Annotated in this window: 15 protein-coding genes; 1 reads left to right on the top strand and 14 read right to left on the bottom strand. The window is 51.2% G+C overall.

Annotated elements, in window-relative coordinates; translation table 11 throughout:
• Positions 1-13: 13 nt before the first annotated feature.
• From J1782_RS17675 to J1782_RS17610, 14 genes are all read right to left on the bottom strand, one after another.
• Positions 14-799: an EAL domain-containing protein gene (locus J1782_RS17675; protein WP_244370549.1), complete on the bottom strand. Its 786-nt coding sequence runs from the start codon at positions 797-799 to the stop codon at positions 14-16.
• A gap of 533 nt (positions 800-1332) precedes the next feature.
• Positions 1333-2346 (bottom strand): lipoate--protein ligase A, encoded by a 1014-nt coding sequence (locus J1782_RS17670; protein WP_217153624.1) that lies wholly within the window; start codon positions 2344-2346, stop codon positions 1333-1335.
• A gap of 98 nt (positions 2347-2444) precedes the next feature.
• Positions 2445-2924, bottom strand: a complete 480-nt coding sequence (locus J1782_RS17665) for an NlpC/P60 family protein (protein ID WP_082465713.1) — start codon at positions 2922-2924, stop codon at positions 2445-2447.
• Positions 2925-3077: 153 nt separating this feature from the next.
• Positions 3078-3467, bottom strand: a complete 390-nt coding sequence (gene arnF, locus J1782_RS17660) for a 4-amino-4-deoxy-L-arabinose-phosphoundecaprenol flippase subunit ArnF (protein WP_165056884.1) — start codon at positions 3465-3467, stop codon at positions 3078-3080.
• Positions 3464-3796, bottom strand: a complete 333-nt coding sequence (gene arnE, locus J1782_RS17655) for a 4-amino-4-deoxy-L-arabinose-phosphoundecaprenol flippase subunit ArnE (protein WP_152325703.1) — start codon at positions 3794-3796, stop codon at positions 3464-3466. Before arnE ends, arnF begins: the two co-directional genes overlap by 4 nt.
• Positions 3793-5463 carry a lipid IV(A) 4-amino-4-deoxy-L-arabinosyltransferase gene (arnT, locus tag J1782_RS17650; protein ID WP_152325702.1) on the bottom strand — a complete coding sequence of 557 codons (1671 nt, stop codon included), beginning with the start codon at positions 5461-5463 and terminating at the stop codon, positions 3793-3795. Before arnT ends, arnE begins: the two co-directional genes overlap by 4 nt.
• Complete coding sequence (gene arnD / locus J1782_RS17645; protein WP_152325701.1) at positions 5463-6362, bottom strand: 4-deoxy-4-formamido-L-arabinose-phosphoundecaprenol deformylase; 900 nt, start codon at positions 6360-6362, stop codon at positions 5463-5465. The genes arnT and arnD overlap by 1 nt, the downstream gene beginning before the upstream one ends.
• Positions 6363-6375: 13 nt before the next feature.
• Positions 6376-8358 (bottom strand): bifunctional UDP-4-amino-4-deoxy-L-arabinose formyltransferase/UDP-glucuronic acid oxidase ArnA, encoded by a 1983-nt coding sequence (arnA, locus tag J1782_RS17640; RefSeq protein ID WP_217153623.1) that lies wholly within the window; start codon positions 8356-8358, stop codon positions 6376-6378.
• Positions 8358-9338 carry an undecaprenyl-phosphate 4-deoxy-4-formamido-L-arabinose transferase gene (gene arnC, locus J1782_RS17635; RefSeq protein WP_152325699.1) on the bottom strand — a complete coding sequence of 327 codons (981 nt, stop codon included), beginning with the start codon at positions 9336-9338 and terminating at the stop codon, positions 8358-8360. The genes arnA and arnC overlap by 1 nt, the downstream gene beginning before the upstream one ends.
• A complete protein-coding gene (gene arnB, locus J1782_RS17630; RefSeq protein WP_165056881.1) occupies positions 9338-10480 on the bottom strand; it encodes a UDP-4-amino-4-deoxy-L-arabinose aminotransferase in 1143 nt (380 codons plus the stop codon). Before arnB ends, arnC begins: the two co-directional genes overlap by 1 nt.
• Before the next feature lie 348 nt (positions 10481-10828).
• A complete protein-coding gene (gene btuD, locus J1782_RS17625; RefSeq protein ID WP_217153622.1) occupies positions 10829-11590 on the bottom strand; it encodes a vitamin B12 ABC transporter ATP-binding protein BtuD in 762 nt (253 codons plus the stop codon).
• Between the two features lie 31 nt (positions 11591-11621).
• Positions 11622-12173, bottom strand: coding sequence for a glutathione peroxidase (locus J1782_RS17620; protein ID WP_152325696.1), 552 nt, complete (start codon positions 12171-12173; stop codon positions 11622-11624).
• A gap of 62 nt (positions 12174-12235) precedes the next feature.
• Positions 12236-13243 (bottom strand): vitamin B12 ABC transporter permease BtuC, encoded by a 1008-nt coding sequence (gene btuC, locus J1782_RS17615; protein ID WP_152325695.1) that lies wholly within the window; start codon positions 13241-13243, stop codon positions 12236-12238.
• Between the two features lie 149 nt (positions 13244-13392).
• Positions 13393-13836 carry a DUF2502 domain-containing protein gene (locus J1782_RS17610; protein ID WP_152325694.1) on the bottom strand — a complete coding sequence of 148 codons (444 nt, stop codon included), beginning with the start codon at positions 13834-13836 and terminating at the stop codon, positions 13393-13395.
• A gap of 271 nt (positions 13837-14107) precedes the next feature.
• On the opposite strand from J1782_RS17610, the gene J1782_RS17605 reads away from it, so the two are divergent.
• Complete coding sequence (locus tag J1782_RS17605) at positions 14108-14263, top strand: hypothetical protein (protein WP_165056879.1); 156 nt, start codon at positions 14108-14110, stop codon at positions 14261-14263.
• Positions 14264-14529 lie beyond the last annotated feature (266 nt).

Here is a 14529-nt window from a genome sequence, read left to right as displayed (position 1 = left end):
CTGGAGTTACCGATTAATGAAATTGGCCGGGCCGGACAAGCAGATTGTCCAGCTCTGCGGGGTCCACACCCGGCCAAAGCAAACCTTTCATCCCCTGTACATCGGTCTTACGCAGCGCATCAAAGTAGGCCTGACTGTCCAGACCATCCACCACAATATTGCGACAAAACCGGTTAACATTTCTCAGGAGCGACGGCATCACAATGGCAAAATGCTCGCCCTCGAAAAGCTGCCAGAACAGATTTTTATCCAGTTTCACCCATTGAAAAAGGTGATCGAAAACGGGTGCCATCGTGACATTCCCTGAGCCAAAATTGTCCAGCCATAAGGGAAAATGTTGCTTGAGCGCCATCAGTTGCGGGTTTTTCCGGCCCTCAGAAAGTTGCGGGAAAGATTCGCTCAGATTCAGATGAATAAAAGGATGTGCCTTAAAAGCATCGCGAAGGGTTTCATCCTCGAGCAGTAACGCCACCTGTTTTTCTTCCACGCCGATATTTAAAATGACCTGGTTATCACAAAACCAACGGGCATGTTCATTAGCCCAAATTTGTTGCTCATTAAGAAAACGTTGCAGCTGCGTCTGAGTGAGCAAATTCAGCACAAGCTCTGTTGGCATGATTAGCTTGCTGTCTGCGCTGGAAAAACGACACACTAATTCTATCGCGAGTAACTTCCCTTCGATTGAGTAAACCGGCTGGCACAGATAGTTGCTGTTAAACGCCGTATCGAATTGTATTTTCATTTTTGTCCAAAACATCAACGGCACTGCGAATTGATTAATAACTTTTTTGACTATCAATCAGATCATAAAGATACCGGAGCCCCGAGGCGTCACCGAAATATTAGAGAAATTGATATCAAGAAAGAACCTAGCCGGATTCAAGGGTTGAGTGCTGATCTCGCAAACGGCAGAGAGATCAAAAAATGTAAGAATGTATGTCCCTTTTGCGCCTTCGTTTTGAGGCGTCTTTCGGTCAGAAAGGGGCTTTCGGACTAATCTTATCGTCAGTGGTGCAAACGCGCAACACAGTCTGTGAGCGCTATCAGACATATTTTGACAAAATTTTGATTATTAATTGTGCAATCGCACAATCAAGCATGTCACTTAATATTTTATCTAATGGTTATAGTGGCTTATGAAATGTTGCGCAAGTATCAGCAGCAAGAATAACGTGCGGTTTGGTATTCCGGCTGCTTTTCTAACGTAATAATAAACCAGAGATTATTTCAAATATGTCTGCTGCATCATGGTTAAAAGAAGGGACATAAGAGACATGGACTTGTTTACCGGAACCCTTTTTTTGCGGAAGAAACGGGTTCCGGTGATTGGATTCAGCGGATACAGCGCGCCAGCCAGATTTGCAGTTCACCAAGTTCAGCCTGCATTGCCGGGTATTGTGCGGTGATTTCCTGACAGGTCATTGCGACATCCTTCGCATGGTAACGCGTTCCCACCAGCGCATCGGCCAGCGCCAGCATAGGCGCAGGATTCAGGCTGTCTGTGAAAATCTGCGCCCGGCTGATGGCGCCTTTTTCTACGTCAAAATGGATGTCCACTCCACCCCAGACAAAGCGTTCATTGAGTAAATGACTGAACGCCGGCGCTTTGCCGAAATTCCATTCCCAGCTGCTTTGTTTTGCAAACCGTTCCGGAAAACCGGGAATATCCGGGAAAACGTCAGGAGAAATAATTTCAGGTTCGACACTCGTGCCATACCATTCGAAAAATGCGGCTGTCACGGCCTGACTGATTTGCTCGTGATTAATATCCGGAACAAATTCATTGAGGTTTGCAACCCGCGAACGGACAGACGTGATGCCTTTTGCCTGTAGCTTTTTAACATCCGGATTGAGGTAGTTTGCCAGACGGCTCAGGTCAGCATTAAGCAGCAGTGTGCCGTGGTGGAATCCGCGATCGGCCGTTTCACGGTAAGCCGATCCGGAAATTTTTCTTTCACCTTCGGCAGTCTGAACAACCAAATCGTTGCGGCCGGATGCGCTGGCATTAATGCCCATGCTTTTTAGCGCATTAAGAATAATACCCGTCGAGACGCTTTTATCGTATTCCGGTTTACCTGCCATAAACGTAAAACAGGTATTGCCCAGATCGTGGAAGACCGCCCCGCCACCGCTGCTGCGGCGCGCCAGACGAATGCCGTCTTCTTCCATCCTGCGCGTATTGCATTCTTTCCACGGATTTTGCGCCTGACCAATAACCACGGTTTCGGCATTTCGCCATAAGAAAAGAACACGCTGCGTCGTCATCTCACGAAAAATACAGTCTTCCACGGCCAGATTGAACCAGGGATCGTAAGAGTCGGAAAGTAAGAGTCTGAGAGGTTTCATTGCATATTCATCCTGAAAAAGTCTGTTCAGATAATAACAGCAAAAATCAGGATGAAATACGCAGTGGAATCAGGGGATAGTTTATTTGATACGGGGCGTCAGATGCGTCGTGCCTGCCAGTAAACTTTGCGCCAGTAAACATTATCGAGCGAGGAACGCGTTACACCCTGGCTGGTCGAAGCGTGAATAAACTGGTCGGCAGTATCATAAATACCGACATGTAATCCATTTTCGCCGCTACCGGTTTTAAAGAAAACCAGATCACCTGGAAGGAGTTCATCGCGGGAAACTTTGGTGCCGATTTTGGTTTGATCGGCCGTGGTACGCGGCAGAACGACACCAAACCGGTCTCGATAGGTGCGGAAAACAAAGCCGGAACAGTCTACGCCACTGGGCTGCAATCCGCCGTAGCGATAAGGCGCGCCGTGCCACTGACTGAGCTGATCGTTAAGCTCTGCGACAACAGTAATTGAATCGGCGAAACGTCCGCTTGGCGGTGGCGCGTGGCTGCTACAACCGTTAAGAATCAGCGCAGCAACAGCCAGCAGGGAATACATGGATACGGATGACCAGCGCATAGTGCATTCCTTTTTGAATTGCATCACGGCAGGGTCAGACGCGGGAATTTGCGCGGACCGGATAAGTCGCCGTTATCTAAGAACTAATAGAATTTAGCGCTATTTTATCCGTCATCCAATATTTAATAATGTTTTTTATCGTTTAAAGCCGTTTTAATGGACGTCTTTTACCGGTTTGCTGTGAATTAACCAGACACCGGATAAGATCAGCAGTCCCCCTAGCGTTTTGGTTAAGCTGATGCTTTCATTGAACCACGGCAATGTGACCGCCGCGATATACACCAGCGCATAGCTCAAACTCAGTAAGGTATACGCCCGGTTCAGCGGCAAATAACGTAATGCAAAGAACCAGCAGCCCATCGAAAACGCATACCCGCACAGCCCCAGAAACACGGCTACCAGCGGTTTTAAATGGCTGATAATAAAAGTAATATTAAGCTCAGCCAGTGAAACCCACGGGATCTGCACCATGCCCCATTTCATCAGCAACTGCGCCGCCGTCACCAGCAGAACGCTCGCCCCGCCCCAAAGATACCCTTTCATAAGCTGACACTCATCAGTGCGATACCGGCCATGATCAGCGCCACACCACACCAGTGGCGGCCGTCAACGTACTCCCTGAAAAACCAGCGTGCACTGAGCGTGATCAGAACAAAATTCAGGCTGAGCATCGGGTAAGCCAGGCTCAGCGGCAGAAGCTGCAACACGCGCAACCATAACAACATCGCGATGCCGAGCAACAATACCGCCAGCCCCAGCCAGCGTAAGACGCGGGCAAGACCGTCACCCGCGACCTGTGCGGCCTGCTTCTGACAAAGCTGACCGGCACAGGTGATGATGCTTACGGCAAGAACCAGAAGGAATCCGGTCATGGAAGTTTTTTGTAGAACAACAGCGCCTGGCGTTCAATCTGCACCGTCTGGTCAGCCGGTGGGAGTTTGCCAGAGATACCTGCATTTCTATCAAGTCTGAGGATCACAGAAACATTTCCTTCCTGACGTGCTTTTTGTAACCATTCCGGGAAATCCGCGGAATCGACAAATTTTGACTTCGCATCAGGATAACTCAGGCCATATTCCAGCTCACCCTTTTCACCAAACATGATGATATCGTCGCGCTTCAGAACCCAGGCTAAACCGGTTGCAATCCCCACATTATCTGACAGCACAAAACGACTGTCCTGCAACATTGCAACATTTTCGCCGATGAAACCTTGTGGTTGCTTGGAGTCCATGACTTTTTGCGGGATCGCCTGCCCGACCAGAAGCGCCAGCACCAACGGACACGCAGCCGCCCAGTACCAGCGTTTTTTCACATCAGTCAGTGACATCGCTCCGGCCAGTGCCCAAACGGCAAAGCACAGGATACCAATCAGCGCGCGGGGCAATTCAGCGCGGGTGAACACGGCTTTGACATGCAACGGTAAAATACCGGAGATCACCAGAACCGCGACCGCCATCAGCACGCCAAAAACGATGTTAATGGTGCCATTGGCTTTTAGCGCCCGTAATTTTCCTGACTGACGGATCTGATCCAAATGATCGGCCATCAGCAAAGCCAGAGGTGCGAAACACGGCAATATGTACGTCGGTAATTTACCCTTCGCTACGCTGAAAAAAATCAGCGGCATGATCGTCCAGCTCAGCAGGAAGAATAATTCAGGACGCAGCACACGTTTCGTCCAGCCATCGCGTAAAGCGCCCGGCAGCAGCCCAAGCCATGGCAAAGCCCCGAGCAACAAGACCGGCACGTAGTACCAGAATGGCGCTTTATGTTGCGCATTGGATTCGGCAAAACGCTGAATATGCTCAACCCAGAAGAAGTAACGCCAGAAATCCGGTGCCTCGCGTGCGATGGCCAGCACCCATGGCAGGCTGAGCACCACCGCAGCAACAATCGCCAGCGGGCCCCAGCCAAACAGGGTTTTGAACCGTTTCTCACGCCAGACAATCGGCAGAACTGCAATCACCGGTAACGCCAGCGCCAGAAAACCTTTGGTCATGAAGCCCATGCCGCAGGCCAGCCCCAGCGCAATCCAGCTCAGCGCTTTTTGCCGTGTTCCGGAAACCCGCATGCAGAAATAGCTGGCGACCATCGCGGCGGTCATCCACAACGTGATCATCGGATCCATCACGCTGTACGTACCGATACTGAATACCAGTGTGAAGGAAAGGTAAATCAGCGTGGCAATGTACGCCGTCTGGCGGTTACGCCACATCAGGTTTGCCAGCCAGAAGACCAGCAAGGCACTCAGTAAGGTGCTGAACACGGAACCAAAGCGAACAGCGAAATTGCTGTCACCAAAAATCATCTGGCTGATGTTGTTAAACCAGTAACCGGCCACCGGTTTTTCAAAATAGCGTAAACCCAGAAGATGCGGCACAACCCAGTCGCCGCGCTGTAACATTTCACGGCTGATCTCGGCATAACGGGTTTCATCGGGCTGCCATAACAGGCGGGAATTAAGAGGAACAAGATAAACCAGGGCAAAGAACACCAAAATTAAGGTGCTCCATACGCCTTTAAGGGATTTAGACATCAGGAAAAACCTTCTTGCTGACAGCCTAACCAGCCTTCCCGGCCTGGGAAACTGGCACGAACCACTTTGCCTTTTGGCAACGTGCTGAGATCTTGAGGCAACAAATCGCCCAACGCACAGAACTGAATCCCCTGTGCGGCAGCCCGAATTAATAACTCATCGAACTGAGCAGCCAGTGACATACCTTCAACTTCTGCATGAATGGTGTAAACCGGCACACCCTGATCCTCAATAATGGCGTTGAGGATAAAATCATTGAAGTTGTCCGCATTGATTTCGCCACCTGCCACTTCATCGTAAGTGGGTAACGTCACCGGAATCTGCACCGTGCCCAGCGTGCCGTTTTCCAGCACCGGCAGGAAAGGATATTTCCCACGACAGTCGCTGTTGTAATAAAAATGGAACCGTTCTTTGACCTCAATCACGCGTTCATCGGCGCGCCAGCCAGCAACGGCTGAACATTCCACATCGTGACCCAGGCTTTTTTCCAGTGCATCCAGCCCCAGCTTAATTTGCTGTTCAAGCTGCTGCTCAGACCATTTACCGACTTTCGCCTGCCAGCCCTGATGATCCCAGGCGTGTAAACCGACTTCATGACCGCGCCTGGCAGCTTCCTTCATCAGATAACCCAGATCGCGGGCGATGAGTTTTCCCGGCCACGCGGTACCTGCCAGAAGGATATCCCAGCCGTAAAGCGAGGCGGCATTGGAGCGAAGCATCTTCCACAAAAAGCGCGGTTTAAGCAGGCGCCACAAGTGACGCCCCATGTTATCCGGCCCAACGCTGAAGAAGAAACTGGCAGTAATGTTATGTTTCGAAAGGACTTGCAGAAGCTGAGGGACACCCTCGCGGGTGCCACTCCAGGTATCTACATCAATGCGCAGACCCACTTTCTTCATCACAGACACCGTTTCAGGCTTTGTCAGCATCAGGATTGACAGAACGCAGGAAGAAATCCAGCGTATCAGCGACGGTTTTATCCATGCCGATTTCCGGTTTCCAGTTCAGCAGACGGCGCGCATTTTTGATGCTTGGCGTGCGGTGCTCAACGTCCTGATAGCCTTTGCCGTAATACGTGCTGCTTTCGACCAGATTGAAACCGGCAAAAGGCGGGAACTGTGCGCGCAACGGGTGGGCTTCGAAGCTGCTCAGCAACATTTCGGCCAGCTCACGAATGCTTGCTTCGTTGGTTGGATTACCGATGTTGATGATCTGGCCGTCGCACAGGTTGTCGCGGTTTTCGATAATGCGGAACAGCGCTTCGATACCGTCGTTGATATCAGTGAAGCAGCGTTTCTGCTCGCCGCCGTCCACCAGCTTAATCGGTGAGCCTTCAACCAGGTTGAGGATCAGCTGAGTGATGGCTCGAGAACTGCCGATACGTGCCGCATCCAGGTTATCGAGACGAGGTCCCATCCAGTTAAACGGACGGAACAGGGTGAATTTCAGCCCTTCTTTCGCGCCGTAAGCCCAGATTACGCGATCCAGCAGTTGCTTGGACACAGAGTAAATCCAGCGCTGTTTGTTGATCGGGCCGACGATCAGACGGGAGTTATCTTCATCAAACTCTTTGTCATCACACATGCCATAAACTTCAGACGTGGACGGGAAGATAATGCGTTTTTTGTATTTCACGCAGTCGCGGACAATCTTCAGGTTTTCTTCAAAATCCAGTTCGAATACGCGCAGCGGGTTGCGGGTATATTCGATTGGCGTTGCGATGGCCACCAGCGGCAACACGACGTCACATTTTTTAATGTGATATTCGATCCACTCGGAATGGATGCTGATATCGCCTTCAACAAAGTGGAAGTGCGGATTATCCATGAAGCGGCTGACCGCGTCAGAGCTGATATCCAGACCGTAAATTTCATAACGATCTTCACGTAGCAGACGTTCGCTCAGGTGGTTACCGATAAAACCGTTCACACCCAGAATCAGAACGCGGGTACGGCGTTTCATCACAGCCGTTGGCAGAGTGGCGACACGCATGTCCGGCATAATGCCCAGTTCAAGCGCCAGACGGGAACCCTGAACATACAGACCGTTTTCGCTCTGCCCTGCCAGCACTTCCAGCGCACCTTCGCCACAGGCGATGGTCAGCGGATCAGAAGAAAGCACGGTGCCCGGCTGTTTGTCATGCTGAGTCGCCAGCGGACGCGCACGCCATATAGTCAGTTTACGCTGACCCAGATAAGAGAATGCCCCCGGATAAGGTTCGGTCACGGCGCGGATCAGGTTGTTAATTTCTGTCGCAGATTTGTGCCAGTGAATTTCACCGTCAGCTGCGGTGCGACGACCAAAATAGCTCGCCTGCGTTTCGTCTTGCGGCGTCAGGCTGATTTTACCTGCTTTCATTTCCGGCAGCAGTTTGGTCAGCAACTCTTTCGCCGCTTCACGCACCTTGGCGTGCAGTTTCAGCGCCGTATCATCCGCGGTAATCGTGACTTTCTGCTGGCCAACGATGTCGCCCGCGTCAGGACGTTTCACCATTTTGTGCAGGGTAACGCCGGTTTCCGTTTCGCCATTGAGCAGCGCCCAGTTCACCGGAGCGCGGCCACGATAGCGTGGTAACAAAGAACCATGCAGGTTGAACCCACCGCGCGGCGCGAGAGATAAAATCTCCTCGCTCAGCATGTTGCGGTAGTAGAAAGAGAAAATCACATCAGGCTGCAAGGCACGAATGCGGTCCACCCACAGCGGATGGTTAACATCTTCCGGTGCATAAACTGGCAGATTGAGATCAGCACCTACGCGGGCAACTGAAGAGAAAAACTGATTTTCATTCGGGGCATCAGTATGGGTAAAGACTGCCTGTACGTCGTAGCCTGCATCAACCAAAGCCTGTAAACCAACGCAACCAATATCATGGTAGGCAAATACAATCGCTTTCATCACTCTTCTTCCTGACTGTTTTCTTCGGAACGAACTCCGACGACTTTTTGAACGAAATAACGGGGACGTGCACGAACATCGTTGTAGATACGCCCGATGTATTCACCGAGTAAACCCATACCGACAAACTGCGCACCGATAAACATGAATAACAATGCAAATAGCGTGAACACACCTTCTGCCGCCCATTCAGGGCCGTTGATGAGGCGCATTAAAATCAGGAACACGGCCAGAAGGAAACCGAAGATGGCAATCACGCTGCCCACTACGCTGAGCATGCGCAGCGGTGTTGTGGTCAGACAGGTGATCAGGTCATACATCAGGTTGATCAGTTTCATCAGGCTGTATTTGGAATCACCAAATTCGCGTTCGGAATGCTGAACCGGAATTTCGACCGTTTTGCGGGCGAAGGTATTCGCCAGAATAGGAATAAACGTGCTGCGCTCATGGCAGTGCAACATGGCTTCAATGATGTGACGGCGGTAAGCGCGAAGCATACAACCGTAATCGCCCATCGATTTCCCGGTCGCACGCTGGATCATCATGTTGATCATCTTGGAAGCAGTTTTGCGGAACCAGGAATCGCGACGGTTTGCACGAACAGTACCGACAACGTCGTAACCTTCGTCAGCTTTCGCCACGAGACGTGGAATTTCTTCCGGCGGGTTTTGCAGGTCAGCGTCCAGCGTAATTACCAGATCCCCCGTCACATGACTGAAACCAGCCATGATTGCAGAGTGCTGACCGTAATTGCGGTTAAGCAAAACCGCAATAATATGGCTGTCCGCTTCTTCCGCAGCGACGGTGAGCATATCGGCGGAACGATCCGCACTCCCGTCATCGACCAGAATGATTTCGTATTGTTGCGTTAATTGTTTACATGCGGCCTGCGTCCGGGACAGCAACGCCGGCAGACTTTCTTCTTCGTTATAGACCGGGATAACTACCGAGACTTTACGAATAGGTTCATATTGCGCCACTACTGCGCCTCCAGAAGGGAAAAAAGAGCCGCGACAACACGGTCAACGTCGCTGTCCTGCATGTCCGGGAACAGCGGCAGACTGCATAAACGATCGGTATTCCATTCGCTGTTTGGCAAGCTCAGGTCAGGATAGCGTTCGCGGTAATATTTTTGAGTATGGGCAGCACGGAAATGCAAACCCGTTCCGATGCCCTGCTCTTTCAGGCGTTCCATCAGCGCATCACGGGTGATCCCGCAGCGTTCTTTATCCACGCGGATCATGAATAAATGCCACGCATGCAGATGAGGATACGCCGGAATACCCATCGGCAGGAAAGGAGAACCCTGCAATTTATCGAGATAACGTTGCGCCAGTTCGGTACGGCGTGCGTTGATTTCCGTCAGACGCTTAAGCTGGACGACAGCAATAGAGGCGTGAATATCGGAAAGGTTGTATTTGAAACCTGGCTCAATCACTTCAGCCTGCGGTTTGCGGCCCTGAACCTGACGGTCAAACGCATCAACAGCCAGACCGTGGAATTTCAGTGCGCGGACTTTATCAGCCAGCGCGTCGTCATCGGTCGCTATCAGACCGCCTTCGGCGCAGGTCATATTCTTGATGGCGTGGAAAGAAAAAATAGCAGTCCCCTGCGCGCCAATCCAGCGGTCACGGTAACGCGTGCCTGCCGCGTGCGCGGCATCTTCAATCACACGGATACCGTGCTGATTTGCCACGGCATAAATCGGATCAAGATCCAAAGGCGCGCCCGCGTAGTGGACAGGAATAATCGCTTTGGTTTTCGGCGTGATGGCCGCCGCAACGGCTTCTGCACTGACCATCAGGGTATCGGGATCCACATCAATCATGACCGGTTCTGCACCAAGCAGAACAATCATGTTTATGGTGGAAACCCAGGTCTGGGAAGGAGTAATGACTTCATCGCCGGGGCCAATACCCAGCGCCATCAACGTTACGTGCATACCGCCGGTCGCGGAACTGACCGCTATTGCGTGCTTACAACCGAAAGCTGCAGAAAAATCCTGTTCGAGCTGGTGTGTCTGCGGCCCGGTGGTGATCCAACCGGAGCGCAAAACCTGCCCCACAGCCTCAATCTCTTCATCACCCATCGACGGGCGGGAGAAAGGCAAAAAGTTTTCCATTACGCTATCCCAAAAGGTAATTAACTCATACCGACTTTAGACCGCATTTATTTAACCGTAAGTAAACGCTGCCCTGAAATTATGACTCTTATGATGTCGGTTTAAGCTTAATTTAACCTTAAGGATTTTCCAGTTTTGTGAAGTTAAACAGAAAGTAAATGGAGTGGAAATAAACAAACAGGAAACAACAAAACCTTTCAATAACAGAAAGTTACATTATTCATTTCTCAATTAAAAAAATGAACTTTATGGAAAAAAACTGACCACTGTATTTTTTATGAACAATATAAGCACGCCGCCAATGTTGAAAACTCAATAAATATATAATTAAAACGCTATTCATTAAACTCAGATTAATGTCGGTGTTGTCATTATCCAGCGACGCCCCGCCAGAGCATGTATCTGAAAGGGAACTTTATATACAGTAGAAAGTGCTTCAGCCTGCATAACCTCCGAACATTCACCTGCGGCGACCACTTCGCCCGCCGACATTAACCAGACCTGATGCGCGTGATGCAAGGTATGGTTCAGATCATGGTCACTGACGATAAGGGAACGTCCGGCGGCACAAAACTCATTCAGAAGCTGATCAAGTGCCTGCTGTTGTGCAACATCCAGACTGTTTGCCGGTTCATCGAGAAACAGTAACCGACTGTCGGGATTCACTTCCGGCCAGACCTGCAATAATACCGCCGCCAGCCTGACGCGCTGCCACTCTCCACCGGAGAGATGCGTTACAGGCCGTGAAAGTTTATCGCTGAGCTGTAACGCATCACACAACCGGCCAATCGTATTTTCTAAAAGAGCCGGTGAGACGCCCGGCGGCTGATGCAATGACAGATACTGAAAGACCGGCATCAGCGACGCTGGCGTCAGTTGCTGACAGAGCCACGCACGCAGACGTGCCAGACGCGGTCCTGAGATTTCTGTCAGGTTTTCCTTGCCGATAAAAACGTCACCGTCAGAACCGGAAATCCCCGCCAGCCGGGCCAGCAGGGTACTTTTCCCCGCCCCGTTCGGGCCGATAAGGTGGATCCGGCTGCCGGACGAAACCCGGGCGCTAAACGCACGAAGACGCCCGCTAACGCTCACCTCACGACATTCCAGCATCTGCGTTCCCTGCTCTTTTATCAAAAATGGACTATTTCGCCAGTGCGGCTTTAATGGCATCAGTCAGCAGCGGATCTTCCGGCGTCATGTCCGGCGCGAAACGCCCGAGCACCGTGCCGTCGCGCCCAATCAGGAATTTTTCAAAATTCCACAGGATATTTTCCGGCTTAACAGGTTCACGACCTTTGCTGGCCAGACGTTCGTAAAACGCGCTGTCTTTCGGTTTAAGCGCTTCCGGACGGGCAGCGACCAGCGCGGAATACAGCGGATGCCGGTGCTCGCCGTTAACGTCAATTTTGCTGAACATCGGGAATTTCACGCCAAAATTCGTGGTACAGAAGGTTTTGATTTCATCTTCTGTACCCGGTTCCTGCGCACCAAACTCGTTGCACGGGAACCCGAGAACTTCAAAACCTTCCGGATGTAATTCCTGATAAAGGCTTTCCAGCCCTTCGTACTGCTTGGTCAGGCCACACTGCGACGCCACGTTAACAACCAGAAGTACCGAACCTTTGTAAGCGCCCAACGTTGTTGTTTCGCCGTCGATGGTTTTCAGGGAAATATCAAAAATAGTGTTACTCATCGTTTAGTCCTGAGTTTTGTGGGTTAGGTAAAGGAAGAGCATAGCCGACCCTTCAGAAAGGATCAGCGGATTTGTCCGTTTCTGACCAGCAGCCAGATAAACACCGGTGCGCCGAGCGTGGCGGTCACGACGCCGACGGGCAGCTCCGCCGCATATAAACCAATGCGCGCGATAACATCGGCCAGCAGCAACACTGCCGCTCCGCTCAGGGCGCAGGCCGGCAGCAAACGGCGCTGATCGGTGATCCCGCAAAGCCGGAGAATATGTGGAATAACCAGCCCGATAAAACCGATCACTCCGGCCAGCGCCACGCTGATGCCCACCATCCAGCCGACCGAAAGTACCAGAATAAACCGCCAGGCGCGGAGGGATATCCCCAGTTGCTGTGCCTGTTGCGTACCCAGGGAAAGTAAATTGAGCGACTTTCCCTGAAAGATAAGCCACAGGAGAACCGGCAGCAGCATCGCGCCCAGCCAGATCTGATTCCAGTCCACGCCGCCAAATCCGCCCATCATCCAGTACATCAGCTGGCGCAGATCGAGGTTGTCGCTGAAATAAATCGCCCACGTCATGAGCGCACTGCACACAATCCCAATCGCAACACCAACCAGCAGCATCCGCGCATTGGTCAACAGGCGTTTTCGCGCAACATACAAAAGAAAAGCCGTCACAATCAGCGCGCCCGCGACGGCTGCGATACTCATGGCCCAGACCGGCATAAATCCGTGACTGAGCATCACACAAAAAACCAGCGCCACGCCAGCGCCGTTTGCAACACCAAGCAAACCGGGTTCTGCAAGCGGGTTTTCAAACAGCGACTGCATAACCGATCCGGCAACAGCCAGGCTTGCGCCGACCAGAATCACCGCAATCGCCCGGGGCAGACGCAACTGCCAGACGAAAAGACGCGCCTCGCTGCTCAGCCATTGATCCGGCCAGAGCCAGCGCTCACCCGCACTCAGGCTGAGCACACCAATCAGCAGCAGCAATACGCTCAGCCCGGAGAGCCAGAGACGGTCGCGTGATTTTTGTTGGTGTTCGAGAGCAGAAAAAGTCTGCGGGATAGGCATGAATATCGGATTCCTGAGGCTGAATTCCGGTGGCTGGAATTTTACTATCCTACCGATATTAGGCAGTTAGCTCCACAACAGGGAAGCAGAAATGAAAAAAGCCGGTGACTGAGCACCGGCTTAGGAAGTATTTTTCGTTCACCGGGCGATTAATGCCCCTGATGACCGTCCGGCGGGATCGGCTGACCGTTCCCGTGTTGATCATTATGTTGATCGTTATGACCGCCCTGCTGGCCGTTGCCGCCAGGATGACCGTTGTTGTTGCCATGGTGATCGCCGCCGTTTGGACGGCCCTGATCATGTGGCTGCGGTCTTGGCGGTGGATTCGAATGCCTGCGCTGTGGCGGCTTGGAATCCCAGCGATCGCCATGCCAGTACATGCCATGCTCATTACGGTCACCGTAATGATGGCCCTGATGCTCGTGCCACCACTGCGGCGGACGCCAGTCATAGCCATCCCAGTAGTAGCCGCGCTGATCCTGATCCCCGAGGTGGAGCGTTACGCCAGGGACATTAACGTCAATAGAAACATTTGCCTGCGCGATCACAGGCAATGCCAGTGCACAACAAAGCAATAAGAGAGATTTTTTCACGATGGTCACGCCTTCTTTATTTTTTATGACGTGTTTTTTATATCAGCAGGCAAAAGAAGTGAACATGAGAAATAAGCGTATTTTCGGATAACTTGCCGAGCCCTTACAATAAAAATACAAATATATCCTGATTGAAATAACTCAACAGGATGAAGATTATTATCTATTCAAATCTTATTACGACTCTAACAAATCTTAACGTAAGTCTGACAACAACGTTGTTGCGATCTCTTTATACTCGCCTTGTTTATTCAAATAAAGGATGTCTCATATGCGTCGTATTTTAGCTTTATTTAGCGTAGCTCTGGTCGTCGTCAGCCTCAGTGGCTGTTTATTCCCGCCGTTCTGGGGCCCTGGTGGTGGCGGTCACGGTGGTGGTCATGGCGGCGGTGGCCCTGGTGGACCGCGTATGTTCTACAACCATTAATTTAACTTTCTAATCTGACTCGTATATTTTCAGGTCACTCGTCGGGAGAATAAATGCGTGCGCATTTTAACCTGAACATATTGAGCTATTTAACTTAAGGGGCTTCGGCTCCTTTTTTAATTATCATCACTTACACATCAATTGATAATTACGTTCCATTCCAGACTTGAAATTTAATCTATCAGACTAATCCTGAAGCGCCCACCCCTTTAACACTATCTTTTCACTTTCTGTGCTAATAACTTAAAAGCGTAAAATCCCCCGCC

It is taken from the genome of Rahnella sp. BCC 1045 (genome assembly GCF_019049615.1).
Lineage (GTDB): Bacteria > Pseudomonadota > Gammaproteobacteria > Enterobacterales > Enterobacteriaceae > Rahnella > Rahnella contaminans.
Note: the sequence above shows the minus strand (reverse complement) of the source record. Positions and strands in the feature narration are given on the sequence as shown.